This is a genomic window from Streptomyces ferrugineus, assembly GCF_015160855.1.
Classification (GTDB): domain Bacteria; phylum Actinomycetota; class Actinomycetes; order Streptomycetales; family Streptomycetaceae; genus Streptomyces; species Streptomyces ferrugineus.
In genome coordinates, this window is record NZ_CP063373.1 from 7,205,134 (window position 1) to 7,224,428 (window position 19,295).

Annotated in this window: 12 protein-coding genes; 4 read left to right on the forward strand and 8 right to left on the reverse strand. The window is 70.9% G+C overall.

The genetic code is table 11. The annotated features are described in order from the left end of the window. Nucleotide 1: 1 nt before the first annotated feature. Nucleotides 2-1,093, reverse strand: a complete 1,092-nt coding sequence (locus tag IM697_RS32270) for a glycoside hydrolase family 43 protein (RefSeq protein WP_194039615.1) — start codon at nucleotides 1,091-1,093, stop codon at nucleotides 2-4. Nucleotides 1,094-1,295: 202 nt separating this feature from the next. Here IM697_RS32270 and IM697_RS32275 point away from each other — a divergent pair, with 202 nt between their 5' ends. The 3 genes from IM697_RS32275 to IM697_RS32285 all read left to right on the forward strand — a co-directional run bounded on the left by IM697_RS32275 (nucleotide 1,296) and on the right by IM697_RS32285 (nucleotide 5,592). Next, nucleotides 1,296-3,413 (forward strand): autotransporter, encoded by a 2,118-nt coding sequence (locus tag IM697_RS32275; protein ID WP_194039616.1) that lies wholly within the window; start codon nucleotides 1,296-1,298, stop codon nucleotides 3,411-3,413. Between the two features lie 115 nt (nucleotides 3,414-3,528). Continuing rightward, nucleotides 3,529-4,449, forward strand: coding sequence for a homocysteine S-methyltransferase (gene mmuM / locus IM697_RS32280; RefSeq protein ID WP_194039617.1), 921 nt, complete (start codon nucleotides 3,529-3,531; stop codon nucleotides 4,447-4,449). Nucleotides 4,450-4,536: 87 nt separating this feature from the next. Continuing rightward, entirely contained in the window at nucleotides 4,537-5,592 is a 1,056-nt protein-coding gene (locus tag IM697_RS32285) for a LacI family DNA-binding transcriptional regulator (protein WP_194039618.1), read from the forward strand. Between the two features lie 13 nt (nucleotides 5,593-5,605). Here IM697_RS32285 and IM697_RS32290 read toward each other — a convergent pair whose 3' ends face one another. The 7 genes from IM697_RS32290 to IM697_RS32320 form a co-directional block, all read right to left on the reverse strand. Beyond that, complete coding sequence (locus tag IM697_RS32290; RefSeq protein ID WP_194039619.1) at nucleotides 5,606-7,183, reverse strand: carboxylesterase/lipase family protein; 1,578 nt, start codon at nucleotides 7,181-7,183, stop codon at nucleotides 5,606-5,608. A 110-nt stretch (nucleotides 7,184-7,293) separates the two neighbouring features. Beyond that, nucleotides 7,294-8,556: an alginate lyase family protein gene (locus IM697_RS32295; RefSeq protein WP_194039620.1), complete on the reverse strand. Its 1,263-nt coding sequence runs from the start codon at nucleotides 8,554-8,556 to the stop codon at nucleotides 7,294-7,296. Nucleotides 8,557-8,583: 27 nt separating this feature from the next. Beyond that, nucleotides 8,584-11,916, reverse strand: a complete 3,333-nt coding sequence (locus IM697_RS32300) for an alginate lyase family protein (protein ID WP_194039621.1) — start codon at nucleotides 11,914-11,916, stop codon at nucleotides 8,584-8,586. 16 nt (nucleotides 11,917-11,932) lie between these two features. Further along, on the reverse strand, nucleotides 11,933-13,711 hold the full coding sequence (locus tag IM697_RS32305; RefSeq protein WP_194039622.1) for an Ig domain-containing protein: 1,779 nt from the start codon (nucleotides 13,709-13,711) through the stop codon (nucleotides 11,933-11,935). A 36-nt stretch (nucleotides 13,712-13,747) separates the two neighbouring features. Next, nucleotides 13,748-14,620 (reverse strand): carbohydrate ABC transporter permease, encoded by an 873-nt coding sequence (locus IM697_RS32310; protein ID WP_194039623.1) that lies wholly within the window; start codon nucleotides 14,618-14,620, stop codon nucleotides 13,748-13,750. Next, nucleotides 14,617-15,615 carry a carbohydrate ABC transporter permease gene (locus tag IM697_RS32315; RefSeq protein ID WP_194039624.1) on the reverse strand — a complete coding sequence of 333 codons (999 nt, stop codon included), beginning with the start codon at nucleotides 15,613-15,615 and terminating at the stop codon, nucleotides 14,617-14,619. The genes IM697_RS32310 and IM697_RS32315 overlap by 4 nt, the downstream gene beginning before the upstream one ends. Beyond that, entirely contained in the window at nucleotides 15,612-16,961 is a 1,350-nt protein-coding gene (locus tag IM697_RS32320; protein WP_194039625.1) for an extracellular solute-binding protein, read from the reverse strand. Before IM697_RS32320 ends, IM697_RS32315 begins: the two co-directional genes overlap by 4 nt. Before the next feature lie 565 nt (nucleotides 16,962-17,526). On the opposite strand from IM697_RS32320, the gene IM697_RS32325 reads away from it, so the two are divergent. After that, nucleotides 17,527-18,540, forward strand: a complete 1,014-nt coding sequence (locus tag IM697_RS32325; RefSeq protein WP_194039626.1) for a hydroxyacid dehydrogenase — start codon at nucleotides 17,527-17,529, stop codon at nucleotides 18,538-18,540. The last annotated feature ends 755 nt before the right edge of the window (nucleotides 18,541-19,295 follow it).

Consider the following 19,295-nt stretch of genomic DNA (forward strand, 5'->3'; position numbering starts at 1 on the left):
CTCAAGCACTCTCCTCCGCGGTCACGGCGGACGTGTCCGCCACGGGTATGCCGAAGTCCGGGGTGCCGTCCGCGTTCCAGTTCAGCTTCTGGATGCGGGTGTGCCGGTTGGGGTCGTTGAGCGGGTCGCCGTTGATCTCCTTGTACTGGCGGGCGTGGTAGACGAGGACGTCGGTGCGGCCGTCCTCGGCGACGGTGAAGCAGTTGTGGCCCGGGCCGTACTGCTTGGTGGTGTCGTTGCTGGTGAAGACCGGGGTCGGCGACTTGGCCCAGCTCGCCGGGTCCATCAGGTCGCTGTCGGCGTCGGCGGTCAGCAGGCCGACGCAGTAGTTGAAGTCGGTGGCGGAGGCCGAGTAGGTGAGGAAGATGCGGCCGTTGCGCTTGAGGACGTACGCGCCCTCGTTGACCTTGAAGCCGACGCACTCCCAGTCGTACTCCGGGGTGGACAGCCGCACTTGAGGACCGGTCAGTGTCCATGGATTCGCCATCTTCGACAGGAAGAGGCCGGTGTTGTTGTCCAGGCCGGGCTCGTGCTGCGCCCAGCACAGGTAGCGGGTGCCCCGGTGGGTGAAGGTGGTGGCGTCCAGGGAGAAGGTCTCCCAGGCCGTCTTGACCTGGCCCTTCTCCACCCAGGTGCCCTTGAACGGGTCGGGGTGGGCGTTCTCCAGGACCCAGATGCGGATCCGCCACACGTCCTCGGCGGGCGCGGCGGCGAAGTAGATGTACCACTTGCCGCCGATGCGGTGCAGCTCCGGGGCCCAGATGTGGGCGCCCATGTCGCCGGTGGGGTGGGCCCGCCAGATGACCGACTCGGCGGCCGTGGACAGGCCGTTCAGGGTGCGGGAGCGGCGCAGGATGATCCGGTCGTACTCGGGGGCGGTGGCGGTGAAGTAGTAGCGCCCGTCGATGTGGCGGTGGATGTGGGGGTCGGCGCGCTGCCGGACGAGGGGGTTCTCGTACGGGACAGCCCGTCGGGGTGCGGCGTGGGCGACACCGGGGACGGCCGAGGCGGCGGTCAGCGCGCCGGCGGCTGCGGCGCCCTTCAACAGCAGCCTGCGGCTGGGGGGTTCGGGCAGGTCGTTTTCGCGGCTCATACGGACTGCCTCTCAGGGTTCTCATGGGGGATCTGTTCGAAATTACGGACATGATCTGTCATTACGAACGCCGAAAAGGTAAGGGTGTGGAACGTGGAGGTCAACGGGTTGGACGGGATGAGGGAGAGCGCTTTCTGGTCGGGTTTTCTGGCCCGGGTGCGATTTTCTGTTATCGACCGCCTTCCGCCCCGTCTCCCATACCGTGCGCAGCCTTACCCACAAGACAGCAGCGGCCGCCGGCGCCCTCGCCGCGGTCGCCGCCCTCACCGTCACCGCTTCCCCCACGGCGGTGGCCGCCGGCCCCCGGGACATATCCGCCGATGTGCTCGGGGGCCGGGACGTCACGCTCGACGGCGACGCGGTGGTGACCGTGCCGCCCGGCACGACGACGTACGACGGCGTCTTCCGCGGCGAGGGCACCCTCACCGTGCGCGGCACCGGCACGCTGATCCTGACCAGGGACAGCGATTTCACGCTGCCCAAGTCGCGGCAGCGGCAGCAGGTGAGCGTCCGCGGCGGCAACCACCCCTACGTCACCACGACCCGCCCCGACCCGCCCGCGATCACCGTCGAGCGCGGGGCGACCCTCCAGTACGGCAACGGCGGCACCACCGGGCTGATCGGCCACTTCCCCTACAACACCCCGGCGTTCCGGCTCAACCAGGACAACATCCGGGTCGACGGCACCCTGCGGCTGTCCCTGAGGAGCGCCTACAACCTGGGCACGATCAGCGGCTCCGGGCTCATCACCCAGCCGCGCTTCCTCTGGGGCACCTGGGACATCTCGGGCACCCACCCCTTCTCCGGGGTGATCGACAACGGCACCCAGGCGAACGCCGGCGCACCGGAGTACGCGACGTCACTGCCCAATGTGCGCAAGATCCTCAACCAGGGCACCTGGACCGTGGACACCCCGCTGGGCCAGACCGTCACCCAGCGCATGGACTTCTACCAGCGCGAGTACGGCAGCGACATCAACGTCCAGTCTCGACCCGGCAGCAAGGTGGTACTGACCGGCCAGTACAGCTGGTCGAACCAGGGCGGGGACACCAACCCCTCGCTCAGCGACCCGGCCCTGAACTGGACGCCCGCCCGCAAGAACGTCAACAAGCGCGGCACCAACATCAAGGGCGCCAACGTCCAGTGGGGCGACGGGACGACGAACAAGATCTTCATGCCCGGGACCGCCGAGACGGTCTACATCAACCTCCTCGCGGCACGCTCCCGTTCCCTCCTCACCTTCAACTACAACGGGCCGGTGACACTGGGCGCCCCCATCGGCGGCGGCGTGTTCCACGACACGCTCTCCGCACCCGGCGCCGGGGACATCGTCATCAAGGGCACGAAGGGCAACGACGTCACCTTCGCGGCCGTGCAGTACTACGACGGCTCGACGACGGTCGAGAAGGGCGCGGTGCTGCGGCTGGGCAGCGGCAGGCGGGGCGGCGACGGCGGGCTCTACACCAAGGGCGGCCTCTACAAGGTCGTCAACAACGGCTCACTGGTCCTGAACAACGTCTCCAAGCCCCTCACCCTCTCCCGCGTCAGCGGCACCGGCTCGCTGACCCAGGCGGGGTCCGCGACGACGACGCTGACCGGCACGTCGGTGACCTACACCGGCAGGACGACGGTCAAGAAGGGCACCCTGGCGCTGCGCGGCGGCGCGACCCTCGACCGCAGCAGGTCGATCACGCTTCCCTCCGCCGACTCCCGACTGGACGCCGGCACTTCGGGCCTTCGCGTGGCGACGACGCTGACCGGCAAGGGAACCGTCGAGGGAGCGGTGACGAACGACGGCGTGGTCGCGACCGGGCTGACCGTCGCCGGCGACTACACACAGTCGGCGAAGGGCGAACTGGTGCTGCGCGACGGCCCGTTGCGGGTGACCGGCGCGGTCCGCCTGGCCGGGAACCTGGACCTCGCCTCCGCCGCCACCGGGAGCGAGCCGGCCCGCACGATCACGGTCCTCGACCACCGGGGCCGGGCCAGGACGACCGGTACCTTCACCGGCCTCGACGAGGGCGAGAAGCTCCAGCTCGACGACACCGCGTACCGCATCTCCTACCGGGGCGGCGACGGCAACGACGTGGTCCTCACGGCCGTCACCACGAGCCCCTCCCCCGGCTCCGACACCCCCCGCACCGCCGCCGACACGGTCGCCTCCCCCGGCACCCGCACCACGAGCGCCGCGGGCAACGGCCTCGGCTGGTGGCCGTACGTCCTGGCCGCCGGGCTGCTCGTCGGGCTCATGGTGCCGGTGACGCAGCGAGGGCGCGGGCGTGGTCGACGGCGGGGCGGGCGGCACGCGGCTCAGGGCTAGGGCCATCCTGCGGGGCCCTTCTGATGGATCTCCGTGGAAGAAGGGCCCTGGACCCTGCCGTGGCACACCGGGAGCCGCTCCGGCGGCCGGTCCCGGCTCGGCTACCGTCGACACCATGACCAGCACCACCGCCTCCCTCGCCGAAGCCCTCGCCACCGGGACGCTCGTCCTCGACGGCGGTATGTCCAACCAGCTCGAGTCCGCCGGGCACGACCTGAGTGACGAGCTGTGGTCGGCGCGGCTGCTCGCGGAGCGGCCGGCGGCGATCACCGAGGCGCATCTGGCCTACTTCAGGGCGGGCGCGGACGTGGCGATCACGTCCAGCTACCAGGCCACCTTCGAGGGGTTCGGCAAGCGTGGCATCGGGCGCGAGCGGGCGGCCGAACTGCTCGCGCTGAGCGTGGAGTCGGCGCGCGAGGCGGCGCGGCGGGCGCGGGCCGAGGGGATCACGCGCCCGCTGTGGGTGGCCGCGTCGGTCGGGCCGTACGGGGCGATGCTGGCGGACGGCTCCGAGTACCGGGGCCGGTACGGGCTGAGCGTGGACGCGCTGGAGCGCTTCCACCGGCCGCGTCTGGAGGTGCTGGCGGCGGCCCGGCCCGATGTCCTCGCCCTGGAAACGGTTCCCGACGCCGACGAGGCGCGGGCGCTGCTGCGGGCGGTGCGCGGGCTCGGTGTTCCGGCCTGGCTGTCGTACTCCGTCGCCGGCGGGCGCACCCGCGCCGGGCAGCCGCTTCAGGAGGCGTTCGCCCTGGCCGCGGACGCGGACGAGGTGATCGCGGTCGGCGTGAACTGCTGTGCGCCCGAGGACGTCGAGGGCGCCGTCGAGAGCGCGGCCCGGGTCACGGGCAAGCCGGTCGTCGTCTACCCCAACAGCGGTGAGGCCTGGAACGCCGAGGCGCGGGCCTGGGACGGGCGCGCCACCTTCACGGCCGAGGAGGTCCTGGGGTGGCGGGCGTCCGGGGCGCGGCTGATCGGCGGGTGCTGCCGGGTGGGCCCGGACGCGGTCGCGTCCATCGCGAGGGCGTTGAAGGCGTAATGCCTGTCGGCCCTGCCACCGCACTGCTAGCCTCCGGTCGGGAACCGGTTGCTGCCGTGTTCCCGCAGCTCTAGGGGCGAGGCAGACATGACCAGAAAGAGCGGGGACGCCGGGCGCAGCACCATCCGGGACGTGGCGGCGCGTGCCGGGGTGTCCGCGTCGACCGTGTCCCGGGTGCTCGGCGGGGTGTACCCGGTGAGCGCGTCGACCCGCTCGCGGGTGCAGCGGGCGGTCCGTGACCTGGACTACGTCGCGGACGCGCGCGCCAAGGCGGTGGCGGGGGTCGGCACGCCCACGCTGGCGTTCGTGCTGGAGGACATCACCGGGCCGTCGTTCGCGCACATGGCGTACGGGGTGGAGCGGGAGGCGAGGCGGCTCGGCCATCTGTGCCTGGTGTGCACCACGGAGGGCGACGTCCAGCACGAGGTCGAGTTCGTCGAGATGATGCGCGCCCAGCGGGCCGCCGCCGTGATCCTGGTCGGCGGCTCCGCCGACACCCCGGAGTACCGCGAGCGCACCCGCCGGATGGCCGACTCGCTGGCGTCGGCGGGCTCCCGGCTGGTGCTGTGCGGCAGGCCGCCGCTGGGCCCCGGGGCGCCGGTCACGGTCATCGAGTACGACAACGAGGGCGGCGCCTACGCCCTGGTCGCCCACGTCCTCACCCAGGGTCACCGGCGTGTCCTGTTCCTCGGCGGCGGGGCGGACCACACCACGGCGCAGGGCCGCGAGCGCGGCTATCTCGCCGCCCACCGGGCCCGCGGCCTGGACCCGGACCCGGCGCTGCTCCGGCACGGCGACTTCACCCGCGACTCCGGCCACCGTCTGATGCGCCAGGCCCTGAAGGAGGGGCTGGACTTCACGGCCGTGGTGGCCGCCACCGACATGGTCGCCGCGGGCGCGCTGACCGCCCTGCACGAGGCCGGCCTGGAGGTGCCCGGCGACGTGTCACTGGCCGGCTACGACGACATCCCGTTCGCCCGCGACCTGCACCCGGCGCTCACGACGGTCCACGTCCCGTACGAGGAACTGGGCCGCCTCGCCGTACGCACGGCCCTGGGACGCACCCCGGACCATCCGGACGAGCATCTGCTGCTGGGCACGCATGTGGTGGTGCGGGACTCGGTGGGGGCGCTCGCCGAGTAGCGCTCCCAGGCTCTCACTGCCGGCGGACCGCGCCCGGCAGCCGCAGCCGGCGTACGACGGACCGCAGTTCCGTGCCGCGCGGGGGCGAACCGTCGGCCGGGAGCGACGCGGCGGTGGGCTCCCGGGCCGGGGCAGCCGCCCACAGGGCGAGTTCGGCGTCTCGCGGGCCGTGCGCGGTGTGGGTCTCGCCGTCGCCGAAGATCCGTACCGGATGCGAGTCGTCCCACCGCTGCCACCCCGGGTCGCCCTCGACCGCGAACCGCACCCACGCCCGGTGGATCTCGTCCGCGAGCTCCTGCGGGGCGCCGTCGCCGGCCAGCCTGCGGGACTCGGGGACGTCGCCGGTGTCGAAGACGAAGCCGAGTTCCAGGGCGTGGCAGGCGCCGAGGTCGGGGAGGGTGGAGGGCCAGGCGAACTCGTACACGTACGACGTTCCCGGGCGGGCGTCGGCCAGGTGGTGCAGGGGGACGCGCAGCAGGTGGTCGGTGACCATCTGGCCGACGATCTCGGCGGTGCCGGCCTCCGGGTGCAGGGCGCGGTAGCCGCGGGGCACCTCGGCGCCGACGTGGCAGCGGGCCATGGCGCCGGCCAGGGCGACCGCGCCGAGCCGGTCGACGCGCTCAAGGAGGCCGCCGGGCACCAGCCACAGCCGGTACTCGTCCCGGGTCCAGCCCGTCAGCAGGTCGACATCACGGGCCGCCGCGCCCTCCGCCAGGGCCTCCATCGGGTCGCGCGGCACCATGTCACCGTCGACGACGATGCCGAAGGCGGGGCCGCCCAGCACGGGGCTGCTGAGCCGGCCCACCTCGGCCTGGGTGCGCAGCAGCAGCTCGCGGTCGACCTCGGCGAAGGCCGCGGCGGTGGCGGGGATCTTCAGCCGGGTGGCCATCCGGCGGACCATCCGCCGCACCTTGTCCCGCTCGGCGGCCTCGGGCGGCCCGCTCTGCAGGATCGCGCGCCGGACCAGGCCCTGGGCCTGCGGTGCGGCGAGCAGCGCGCCGGTGCTGATCGCACCGGCGGACTGGCCGAACAGGGTGATGCGGTCCGGGTCGCCGCCGAAGGCCGCGATGGACCGGTGGACCCATGTCAGGGCGGCGAGCTGGTCGCGCAGTCCCGGGTTGGCGGGGGCGTCCGGGAAGTAGCCGTAGCCCTCGACGCCCAGCCGGTAGTTGACCGAGACCAGCACGACCCCGTCCCGGGCGAAGGGCCGCCCGTCGTACACGGGCACGCCGGAGGAGCCGCGGGTCAGGGCGCCGCCGTGCAGCCACACCATGACCGGCAGCCGGGCGCCGGGGCCGGGTTCGGGGGTCCAGACGTTGAGGTTGAGACAGTCGTCGCCGGGCACGACGGGGTCCGACAGGTACTGGGCGAATGCCTCGGAGTACGGCGGCTTCGGCGGGGTCGGCCCGAAGGCTCCGGCGTCGCGCACACCGTCCCAGGGTTCGGGCGGTGCGGGCGGCCGGAAGCGCAGCGGGCCGAAGGGGGGCGCCGCGTAGGGGATTCCCCGGAACACCGCGACGCCGTGCTCGTACCGGCCCCTTACCGCACCGTAGGGCGTGCTCACCACGGGGTCTGCCTGGACTGCCGTCATACGTCCACCAGCCTCCTCACCGCGCTCGTGCACCGTGAAGATCAGAGCAACTCATTGTGGCCCGGTATTCCGGCGCACGAGCGCGGTGAGGGGCTATTCGGACCACACGGCTACTTGGCGTACATCAGGGTGCCGAAGCCGAGCTGGTCGAAGCCCCCGCTGGTGGAGCCGTAGTCACCTCCTCCGCCCTCGGGGGCGACGGAGAAGCACATCTGGCTGATGTACTTGTCGTCGAGGTACAGACGCCGGTTGTAGTGGTAGTGGAGCATGGCCCACACCGGGCGGACCTGGCCCCTGCTGCCGGATCCGATCACCGTCTGTGACTGCTGAGCGCAGTTCTGGCCACTGCCCCAGGTGTAGGTGGTGTAGGGCACGTTCATGCCCAGGTTGTACTTGGCGACGTACTGGGCGGCCTTCATGAAGCGGCGGCCGTCGTAGGAGTACAGGTCGTCGCCCTGGTTCCAGGCCATCTCGCACAGGGCGCCCATCTGGCCCATGCCCATGACGGTGTGGCCCTGGTCGCGGCCGGACTCCTGCCACTGGCCGAGGTCGTAGCCCTCGACACCCGGGTACAGGAACGGCACCGCGCGCCGGATCTGGCCGTTGCCGCCGCCGTTCTTGAAGTAGTCGACGGCCTGATCGTACTTGGCGCCGTCGTCGCACAGGATCCCGATGGCCAGGATGGAGGCCATGTTGCACAGGTCCCAGTTGGCCCAGTAGTTGGTGATGCAGGCGTCGTTGTGCTCGCGCAGGAACCGGTCGTTCAGCGGGTAGAAGACGTTGAGCATCATCGTCTTGAACCGGCCCAGGTCGAACCCGGCGTACCCGCGCATGAGCTCGGCGGCGTTCGCGAACTGCCAGCCGTAGAGGCCGGCGGCCAGGTACCGGTCGGCGTTTCCGGTGATGGTGGTGAGCGTGGACGACCACGCGTTGAGGATGCGTACGGCGCAGTCGCCGTTCGCGGCGGTGCCGCCGATGTGCCAGCGCAGCGCGTTCTGGTAGGCGGCGTGGATGTCGTTGTAGAGCTGGGGGTAGTTCTGCCCGTCGCCGCCGCGGATGATCGTGGCCGTGGGCCGGGGCGACCAGGTGGACTGGGAGTGGGAGTTGGCGGTCAGCCGGTTCCAGCCGGACAGCCAGGGGTCGTTGCCCGCGGCGACCCTGACCTTGGCGCGGTTGATGTCACCCCAGTTGTGCAGCATGCCGGGGTGGGTGAAGGTCGCGGGGGCCGCGTCGGCCGTGCTGCCCGTCAGCACGGCCGCGGAACCGCCGACGGCGAGGGCGGCGGTGAGGCCGCCCGCGGTCTTCAGCAGACCGCGACGGCTCACCTCTGCGTCTGGTGTGTGGAGGTGCCTGTGGGGGGAAGTGCGGCTCATTCGGTGCATCTCCATTCCGTGGAGGATCTACATGGGGGTGATGCTCACCTCGTCGAACTCGGTGGTGCAGCGAGCCAGGGGGTTGCGTGAGCAGACCACGAGGCCCACGTAGTAGGGGGCGTCACCGAAGCCGGGGATCGAGCCCTCGGCGAGGGGGGTCCAGGTGGCGCCGTCATCGGTGGACAGGGCCGCGGCGAAGGCGGTCCCGACGCGCTTCAGCCGCAGCAGGGTGGGAAGGGCGGCCGTTCCGTTCCCGGTGAAGGTGGACCTTCCGGCCACGGTGGTGCGCAGCATGAGCTGCGCGGTGGTCCCGCCGGAGACGATCGCTCCGGCGGCCTGGTCGAAGGGCGACAGCGACTTGGCCATGAGCAGGCCCACCCGGTCGGCGCTCGCGCCCGTGCGGGAGACGAGCCGGGCGGTGATCTCGCAGTCGCCGGTGACGGGCCGTCGTACGAACTGCCCGGTCATTCCCTGGTTGTTGACGGTCAGATCGACTCCCGCGCCGCGCACGGTGAAGGTGCCGTCGGCGTACGACGTACTGCCCGGGGTGTGGATCGCCGCGACGCCGAACGTTCCGAAGTCCCGGTCGTCGAGGACGACATCGCCCAGGTCGCCGTACGTCCACGGGGCGGGCGGGGGCGTGCCGACCGTCAGGGTGAGCTTGCCGGTGCCGTCGCCCGCCGCGTTGCCGGCGGTGGTGGTGACGGTGAACTCGCCGGTCCTGTTGGGCGTTCCGGAGATCAGGCCGGTGCGCCTGTCGAGGCGGAGGCCGTCGGGCAGGCCGTCGGCGGTGAACCGCACGGGCTCGTGCGAGCCGCGCAGGACGTGCCGGAAAGCGTCGCCCTTGTTGGCGAACGCGCTGGTGGCGGAGGTGAGTTGGGGCACGGTCGGGGTCGGCATCCGCGCGGCGGTCGATTCCGAGAGCGGGCCGCGTCCGCCGCAGTTCGTCTTCGCGACGGCGTAGTGGTACGTCGTCCCGGGTGCGCCCGTGGCGTCGGCGTACCGGACGCGGGTGCCGAAGCCGACCGCGCCGATGCCGGTGGCGATCGTCTCGAAGGGGCCGTCGGCGGAGGTGGAGCGCAGCACCTTGTAGCGGGCGGACGGATCGGGGTCGGTCCAGGCCAGCTCGACGGCGTCGGCGCCGGTGGCGGCGGTGAGGCCGGTGGCGGTACGGCCGGGGCGGGGCGGCGACCAGATCTCGCCGATGGCCGCGGAGGTGACGCAGACGTTGTCGAAGGCGCCGGTGCCGGTCTCGGCGTACTCCTCGTCGACGCCGAGGCACGAGGTGAGGACCAGACCCGCGTACGCCGTGCGCCCCAACTCGACCTCGCTGGAGCCGACTTCGGTCCAGCGGATGCCGTCCGGGGAGATCGCGCCGGTGCAGCGCCGGCCCTTGCGGGTCACGCGCACCCAGTACGGGGCCCGCAGCCGGTAGCCGTCGCCGGCGCCCTCGACGTAGGGAGCCTCCAGGGGGGTCGCCGACTCGGGCAGCTCCCCCAGGTTGGAGATCGGGAAGGCGGCCGAGCTGGTGATCGCCGTCTGCTGCGAGGGCGGCACGGGCGTGCTGCCGGTGCCGGTCACGGCGGCCCCGGCCTTCGGGCGGACGCTCCACACGCCGCTCCACGTGTGCAGCGGCAGCCCCTGGATCAGCATGGCGGCGTGGGCCGCGTCCGCGTCGAGTGAGTCGCGCAGGGTGACGCCGATCTTGGAGTACTGCGAGCTGAGCGGGAAGACGATCCGTGCGGTGATCGCTCCGTCACCGGGCAGCCGGAGGTGGGTGCTGCGGTAGGTGTCGGCGGTGCCGCTCGCCTCCAGGACGAACCGTTCGCCGTCGAAGCCCGCCGAGCCGGGGATCTTCACCGCGCCGAGGTCCTCGGTGGACCAGGGCTCGGGCAGCCCGGCGGTGAGGGCGGTCGGGAGCGAATCGGCGCTGCTGCCCCGGGAGTTGGTGGCGTTGACCGTGTAGTAGTACGTCCGTCCCTCGTTGACGCCGGTGTCCTTGTAGGCCGGCTTGTCGACGCCGGAGGCGATCTCCTCGTACGGCCCTTCGAGGCGGGTGGCCCGGCGGACGGTGTACGTCTTCGCCCACGCGGTCGGCAGCCAGCTCACGGTGACGGAGCGGCCGTCGGTGGTCGCGGTGAGGCCGGCGGGGGCCGTCGGCGCGGTGGGTGAGGCGGCCGTCGTGGCGGCGTACGTGAGGGTGCCCCAGCCCGGGTGGTCCTCCTGGTATCCCTCGACGAAGCGCGTGCCGCCGGTGCCCCGGAAGACGACCTTCTCGGTGTAGGGGGCGGGTTTGCCGAGGCGGCCGGCGTAGTGCGCGTACGCCATCTCCCACAGCGGCCGCCACACTCCGCGCTGCCGGCCCGAGACGGCCGTCTTGACGTACTTGCCGGTGCGGTCGAGGTCGGGGGTGAAGGGGACGGAGTCGTCGCCGAGGTTGTAGCGGCCGAAGTACTCGAAGTTGGCGAGGATGCGGTCGTCGGCGAAGGCGTACAGGTCGACGCCCTGCCGCCAGGCGACCTCGGCCGCGTCGGCGAGCAGGCCGAGGGCGAGCTGCTCGTGGGCCTGGTCGCGGCCGGACTCCTGGCCCTGACCCGTGGCGGAGACGACGCGGTGCAGCACCGAGCCGTTGCCGGCGCCGGCGATCGCGAACCGCAGGGCGTCCTCGAACAGCACCCGGTTGTCGCAGAAGACGCCGATGGCGAGGATGGTGCGCAGCGCTCCGAGGTCCCAGTTGCCGTTGGCGTAGAGGCAGTAGCCGGACAGGGCCGGGTACCAGACGTCGGTGAAGGAGCGCTCGCAGCGGCGTATCGACTCCTCGGGCCAGCCGTCGTAGCCGCTGTGGCGGAGGATCTCGGCGGCGTTGACCAGCTTGAAGCCCTGGATGCCGGCGCCGAGTTGGCCGTCGGCGCCGGTGATGCCGGTGAGGGAGGCGGCCCAGACGTCGAGGATGTCGCGGGCCTTGTCGGCGTGGCGTACGTCGCCGGTGACGGCCCACATGAGGGCGTTGTGGTAGGCGGCGGCCGCGTCGTCGGCGGCCTGGCGGGTCCAGTTGGTGGGGCCGCGGCCCCAGGTGGTGATCTGGCCGGTGTTGCGGATGCCGTAGGTGTGCTGGGCGCGGAAGTCGGCGGCCAGCGCGGCGAAGCCGGAGGCGATCGGCTCCCGGCCTTCCGCGACCGCGGACTTCATCCGGTCCAGGTCGGCGCGGGAGTGCAGGAGGCCGGGGTGGGCGAAGGTGAACGCCGTGTCGGCGGTCTGGGCCCACGCGGGCGTGGCGGCGAGGGCGGACAGCAGTCCGCTCCCGGCCACGCCCGCGAGTCCCGCCGCGCCGAGGAACGTCCGTCGGCTGAGGGCTTGCATGGAACTGTCTCCTGGCTTACGGGTGCTGCACGGTGATCGAGACGGACTTGGTCGCCGTGCCCACGGTGTTCGTGGCCGAGACGGTGACCTTGTAGGTGCCGGGCACCTGCGGGATGCCGGAGATCAGGCCGGTCCTGTCGTCGACCTTCAGCCCCTGGGGCAGTCCCTCGGCGTCGTACGACGTCGGCAGCGCGCTCGCGGTGACGAGGTGGTTGAAGACCTGGCGTGCGGTGGCCGTGGCCTCGCCGGCGCTGGTGATCTCGGGCGCCACCGTGGCGGCGGCCTCGCTGTCCTTCAGGAAACGCAGGCCCGTCACATGCTCGTTGACGAACATCGGCACCATGTCCGGCGTCAGGTACCAGCGGGGCTTCTGCATGGTGTCGGCGATGACCGTGTCGTTGATCGCCAGGTTCTGGAAGGTGAGGTTCTTGATCTGCCGGTCCGCGTCGTAGCCCACGACGATCGGCATGTGCTCGTTCTTGCCGTTGTAGGTGACGTCGCGGACGTAGACGTCGTGGATGCCGCGGCCGGGCGAGGCGTTGTAGCGGTTGGCCATGACGCGCATGTTGAACAGCTGGCCCCAGGTGAAGTCCTCGACCCGGACGTCCTGGATGCGGACGTTGCGGATGAGGTTGCTGTCGCCCGGGTTGAGGGCGAAGCAGCCCTGGTAGAGGACCTGCGGCTCGCGGTGCTGGAGGACGTCGATGTTGCTGAAGACGATGTTCTCGATGGTCTCGGGCTGCTCCGGGTTGCCGTGCGTGCCCATGTTCACCGGGTGGGCGACGTCGGCCCACAGGGTGGAGTCGCGGACGGTGACGTTGCGGCAGTCGCCGTAGTAGTCCCAGCGGTGGGCGTAGATGGCGATGCAGTCGTCGCTGTTGCGCATCCAGACGCCCTCGATCAGGACGTCCTCGCTGCTGAACACGTCGATGCCGTCGCCCCACTGGCCGGAGCTGTAGGAGTGCAGGTTGCGGACGGTGACCTGCTTCGACTGGCCGATGGTGCAGGAGTAGCCGGACTTCGGGTTGAGGACGAGGATGCCGTCGATCTCGATGTTCTTGGAGAACTTCACCAGGGTGGCGGCGTCCGAGGCCGTGATGATGCCCCGGCCGAGCAGCCGGGCGTTCTCCACGTTGATGAACTCCACGCGGGCCTTCAGCACCGCGCCGCCGGCCAGGTACACCGTCTTGCCGCTGGGCACCTTCACCACGCCGTCCGAGGGGGTGTGCATGCCCGGGCCGAAGTAGATGACGTCGGGATCGTCCGCCTCCGGCCGCGTCTTCTCGATCGGGTTGGCGTGCAGCTGCAGGTTGCCGTAGATGTCGCCGTCGATCTCGATGGAGAGGTTGCGCGGCTCGGTGAGGGCGAAGGTGATGGTGTCGCCGCTGACCTCGTGCTGGATGTCGTACGACAGCGGTCGGACGCGGGCGCTGCCGATCGCGCCCTTGGCGGACGTGACCTGCACCTCCACGGTGCCGGTGAAGTCGAGGCTGGCGACCGAGGTGGGCCGGATGATGCCGCTGCCGGTCTTCTCGTTGATGGTCTTCGTGGTGGCGCGCAGGACCGGAACCGGCTTCCACTGGCCGCCGGGGGTGCGGGCCTTGACGACATAGCTGGTGTTGATCGGCATGGCGCCCGGCACGGGGTGCACCACGAGCCGGTCGGCAGCCTCCGGTCTGTCCTCCGCGCTCGCGGTGCCGGCCGCCGTGCCGAGCAGGGAGTACGCGGCGGCGGTGGCGCCCGCGGCCTGGATGAGGGTGCGCCGGGACAGGCCGGTGACGTGGGTGTGGTTCATGGCTGAGTTCCTTATGAGAAAGGGGTTTTGTATGGGCTACTTGAGCCCGGACGTGGACATCCCGGCGACGAAACCGCGCTGGGCGACGAGGAAGATCAGCAGGATGGGGACGACGTACATCACCGAGGCGGCGGCCTGGAGCTCGGGGACGGGCGTACCGCCCTCGTTGACGTAGGTGGTCATCACGGCGACGGCGAGCGTGGTGCGGTCGGTGGACAGCAGCAGCTGCGGGGCGATGTAGTCGCCCCAGGTCCAGGTGAAGGCGATGATGAAGCTCGCGGACAGCACCGGCCAGGACTGCGGCAGGAAGATCCGCCAGAAGATCGACGGGTATCCGCAGCCGTCGACGATCGCGGCCTCCTCCAGCTCGCGCGGCATGCCCGCGAAGAACTGCCGGAAGAGGAAGACCAGATACGGCGCCGCCGACAGCCCCCACAGCACCCACGGCCAGTACGTGTCGACCATGCCGACCTTGGCGAAGATGAGGTAGGTCGGCAGCAGGGTGACCATCTGGGGCAGCATCATCGACCCGAGCAGGATGCCGAACAGCACCTTCTTGCCGGGCGCGTCGAGCCGGGCGAAGCCGAAGCCGACCCATGCCGAGCTGACGGTGACGAGCGTGGCGTAGAGGAGGGCGATGATCAGGGAGTTGCGGGCGTAGCCGAGGAAGTCGATCTGGGTGAAGGCGTCGGCGAAGTTGTGCCACTGGAAGGCCTCGGGCAGCCAGTGCACGGGCGAGGCGGCCAGCTCGCCCTGGGTCTTCAGGGCGGACAGGACCAGCCAGCCGAAAGGCCCGAGGAACAGGCCGGTGACGGAGACGAGGACCGTGTAGAGGACGAGGCGCCTGGTGCGTACCCGCACCCGCGCGTCGGTCGCCGATGACTGGGGCGGCAGGGTGGTGGCGGTCACTTCTTCGCCTCCGGGTCGACGTTGTAGAACACCGCGCCGGACGTGAACCTGAAGATGAGTCCGGTGGCGATGAGGATCAGGACGAAGAGCACCCACAGCAGCGCGGAGGCGTAGCCGTAGCGGCCGAGCGCGAAGTACTGCGCGAAGACGTGCATCATGTACAGGTAGTTGGACTGCGGGACCGTGGTGATGCCGCTCGTGTCACCGAGCGGGGCCAGCAGCAGCGGCATGATGGTCTGCACCGAGGCGATCATCCCGGTCACCGTCTGGAAGAGCAGGACGGGCGACAGCAGCGGCACGGTGATGCTGCGGAAGGTGCGCCAGGCGCTCGCCCCGTCGATACAGGCCGCCTCGTGGAGTTCCCTGGGTACGTCCTGGAGGCCGGCCAGCGAGATGATCATGACGTTGCCGGCGGCCCAGAGCACCGTCATCAGCAGCACATACCGGGCGTAGGGGTCGGCGAGCCAGCCGATGGCCTCGAAGCCGAAGAAGGTGACGACGCCGTTGGTGGCGCCGGAGTTCGGGTCGAAGAGCAGCTTGAAGGCGAGGCCCGCGCCCACCGGCGGAACCACGGCGGGCAGATACAGCAGGGTGCGGAACAGACCGCGCGCCTTGAGCGGCCGGTTGACCAGGACGGCGAGGGCCAGCCCCGCGATGATCGACAACGGCACCGAGGTCACCGCGAACAGGCCCGCGCGGCCCAGTGCGCCCCAGGTCACCGGATCGTTCAGCAGCTCGCGGTAGTTGTCGAGTCCGACGTACTTCCAGTTGGGCGAGATGCCGTCGAACGTGGTGAAGCTCAGCCACAGCGCGTACCCCATCGGCGTGACGGTCAGCAGCAGGAACCCGATGATCCAGGGCGAGGTGAACAGGTAGAACGCCCGGTGCCTGCGCGCGGTCATGGAGATCCGCGGCCCGGCGGTGGCCGGCGCGCGCCCGGTGTCGGTGGCGGCGCTCGATCGGTCCGCGGCGGAGGAGATCTGGTCGACCGTCATCCCACTTGCTCCTTACCGCGCTTCATCTGCTCGTTGAAGGCCGAGTTCAGGCGCCCGGCGAGGGTGTCGACGGAGATCTGACCGTTCATCGCGGCGGGGGCGATCTGGTTGAAGAGGGCGTCGAGCGCGTCCGCCCTGGTGTACGGAGTGAACGAGACGACCGAGAAGTGCTTCAGCTCGTTCTCCTGCACCTTCAGCACCCGCTTCTGGTACTCCTCCTGTGCGGGCATCAGCGAACGCAGGGACTTCAGCGTGGGAATGCCCCAGCCGCCGGAGGCGCGCGCCTTGGCCGGCTCCTCGCCGAAGAACCACTCGAAGACCCGCCACGCGGCGTCCTTGTTCTTCGCGCCGCGCGGCATCCACAGCCCGGTGCCGCCCTGGCAGGCGCTGATCCGTTCACCGCCCGCGAAGATGGGGGCGGGCGCCAGGCGGGACACCGCCGCGAGCTTCTTGTCGGGGTAGATCATGCCGCCCAGCCAATAGCCGGAGTTCGACATGGCCAGCCGCCCGGCCTGGAAGGTGGGCCCGTCCCAGCCGTTGGGGTCGGGCTGGATGAGGCTCGGCCCGACCTTGGTCTTGCAGTAGTCGATGTACCAGGCCAGCGCCTTGCGGGCCTCGGGGGCGGTGAAGTCGACGCGGGAGAAGTCGTCGTTGAAGAGACTGCCGCCGGCTGCCGCCGTCATCGTCGCCAGGAGCGTGGACCGGGTCAGCCCGTTGAAGCTGCCGCCGAAGACGGTGGTCTGACCGCTCTTGCGCTGCACGAGGCGCTTGGCGTTGTCGAGCCACTCCTCATACGTGACCGGCCCGGTCTCCGGCGGGTAATCGGCCCCGCCCTTGTCGAAGGCCGCGGTGTTGTACCAGTACATGGAGTCCTGGGAGAAGTCCTTCGCCATGCCGTAGCGCGGGCCCTTGCCCTGGGTACGGCCGTCGTAGCGCCACAGGTCGTTGACCGGGTCCAGGTCGTCCTCCTTGAGGACGCGGCTCCGGGCGAAGTACGGATCCAGGTTCTCGGCCACGTCCCGGGCCGCGAAGAACGGCAGGTCCTCGGCACCGACGCCGCGCACCAGGTCCGGCGGGTTGCCGCTGGTGAGCATCGCGATCAGCTTGGTGATGTCGTACTTCACCAGGACGATCTTGATGCCGAGGTCCTTCTTGGCCTGCTGAACCTGCTCCGGGAGGATGTCCCCGGAGTTGACCATCACGGTGACGGTCTCACCGGAGCCGCTGACCCCGGTCGACACCTGCATCGCGCAGCCGCTCAGCGCTGCTGCGCCGGCCGCGGCGCCACCCGCCGACAGGGCGAGGAATCGGCGGCGACTCACGGGAGCACCGGCCTGGGTGTGCATGAACAACCCACTCTCTGTTCACTGGCGTGCGACGTTCACTGGCATGCGATATTTCCGCAACCGGTTTCTATGGCGGTGGAGGGAGCTTCTTCCCGAGAGCACGGCACGTCAAGAGGCATGACGAACTTTCGAAAACTGTGAGGGGCCCGGTGCGGTGAGGGTCCTGGGCCGTACGCTGCGCTTGGTTCCGGCAACCGGTTGCCCAGGTGCTGGTGGTGGCGCTGGTGGCGGCACTGGTGACGGCGCTGATGGCGAAGGCGGCGTCGCGTCGATGCCGGCGCGTGCCGCAGCGCGGCGGGGTGAGCGACCGGGCGGCGATCGAGCTGCGACCGAGCTGCGATCGAGCGAAAGTCAGGTAACCGATTTCGCCTCAGAGCCGGATCAGGGTTCCGCGGCCACGGCAACACGGGGTGGCACTACTGCGCCTCGACACCCCGCACCACCGCTCCCACCGCTCCCGTCACGTACTGAGCCCAACCGATTGACCGGCCGTTCTCCGCAGATCTACGGTAGAAGGCGCTTTCTGAAAATGTTTCCATCCAGTCCGTCATCCGTCAGGAGAACCATGCCCAGCCCGCTGCCACCGAGGGCCGTCTTCGCCATGGATCCGGTGCACCTCCCCCTGCTCTTCCCGCCGGCACTCATGGCCCGGTTGCGGAAGGCCTGCGACCTCGACCCGGCGCTCGTCGTACGGGACTTCGCCGATCCGGTGTCCGCGGCCGCCCTGTCCGAGGCCGAGGTGCTGATCACCGGCTGGGGCTGCCCCCACCTGGACGCCGACGCCCTCGCCGCCGCACCCCGCCTGCGTGCCGTTCTGCACGCCGCCGGGTCGGTCCGCTCACTGGTCGGCGAGGCCCTGTGGCAGCGGGGCATCACGGTCTCCAGCGCCGTGACCGCCAACGCACTGCCCGTCGCGGAGTACACGCTGGCCATGATCCTGCTCGCCGGGAAGGACGCCTTCACCCACCGCGAGCGCTTCCGGGCCACCCACACCTACCCGACCCAGGCCCTGACCGCCCCCACCGGCAACGTCGGCCGCCGGATCGGCGTGATCGGGGCCTCACGGGTGGGCAGACGCCTGCTGGAGCTGCTGCGGCCGTTCGACTTCACGGTGCTGCTGCACGACCCGTACGTCAGCCCCGCCGAGGCCGCCGAACTCGGGGCCGAGCTGCTGTCGTTGGAGGACCTGCTGCGGCACAGCGACATCGTCAGCCTGCACGCGCCCGACATTCCCGAGACCTACCGGATGCTCGACGGGGACCGGCTCGCCCTCATCCGGGACGGAGGCGTGCTCATCAACACCTCGCGCGGGGCGTTGATCGACCCCGAGGCGCTGACGGACGAGCTGGTTTCCGGGCGGTTGCACGCGGTGCTCGATGTGACCGAGCCGGAGCCGCTGCCCGCGGGGTCACCGCTGTATCACCTGCCCAACGTCTTTCTGACGCCTCATATCGCCGGGTCGCTCGGGAACGAGCTGGAGCGGCTGGGGCGGATCGTGGTGGAGGAACTGGAGCGGGTGGTGGCGGGGATGCCCTTGGGGCATGAGGTGCGGTGGGCTGATTTGGGGCGGGTGGCTTGAGGGGGGGTGGGTGAGGGGTCAAGTTCTGAGGCTGGGGTGCCGAATGTCTGGTTCGGTCGCCTACGGGGCGCCTTGTGCCGGTGTCGAGAGGGCGATCGTGCTCGACCCTTCGGGCCTCCGCGCGTTCGCCCTCTCGACACCGGCGCGCCCCTCCGGCTCCCTCACGGCCGGCGCGTCGGCACAGTGCAAGTTGGTGGGCCGTTGCTCGGCGTCACACAGGGACAGTGCGAGTTGGCGGGGCGCTGCCCGGCGTCACACAGGGACAGTGCGAGTTGGCGGGGCGCTGCCCGGCGTCACACAGGGACAGTGCGAGTTGGCGGGGCGCTGCCCGGCGTCACACAGGGACAGTGCGAGTTGGCGGGGCGCTGCCCGGCGTCACACAGGGACAGTGCGGGTTGGCGGGGCGTTGCCGGCGTGGCGCGGGCACAGTGCGGGTTGGTGCCCGGCGCAGCGCGGGGACACCGGCCCACCGCCCGGTATCGCGCAGGCCCAATGCGGGGACATCGGGCCCCTGCTGCCCAGCATCACGCAAGCGCAATGCGGGAACATCGGGCCCCCTGCCCAGCATCACGCAGGCGCGGTGCGGAGGCATCGGGCCCCGCCCGGCATCACCCAGGCACAGCACAGGTCTGCGCGCGGCCGTTGTCCGACACCGCGCAGCAGGAATACCGGGCCGCCGCCGCCCGGTCCCCCACACGCCCAGCTGCCCGGAGTCAGCCATGGGATACGGTTTCCGTGAGGCAAGCGCGACGGTG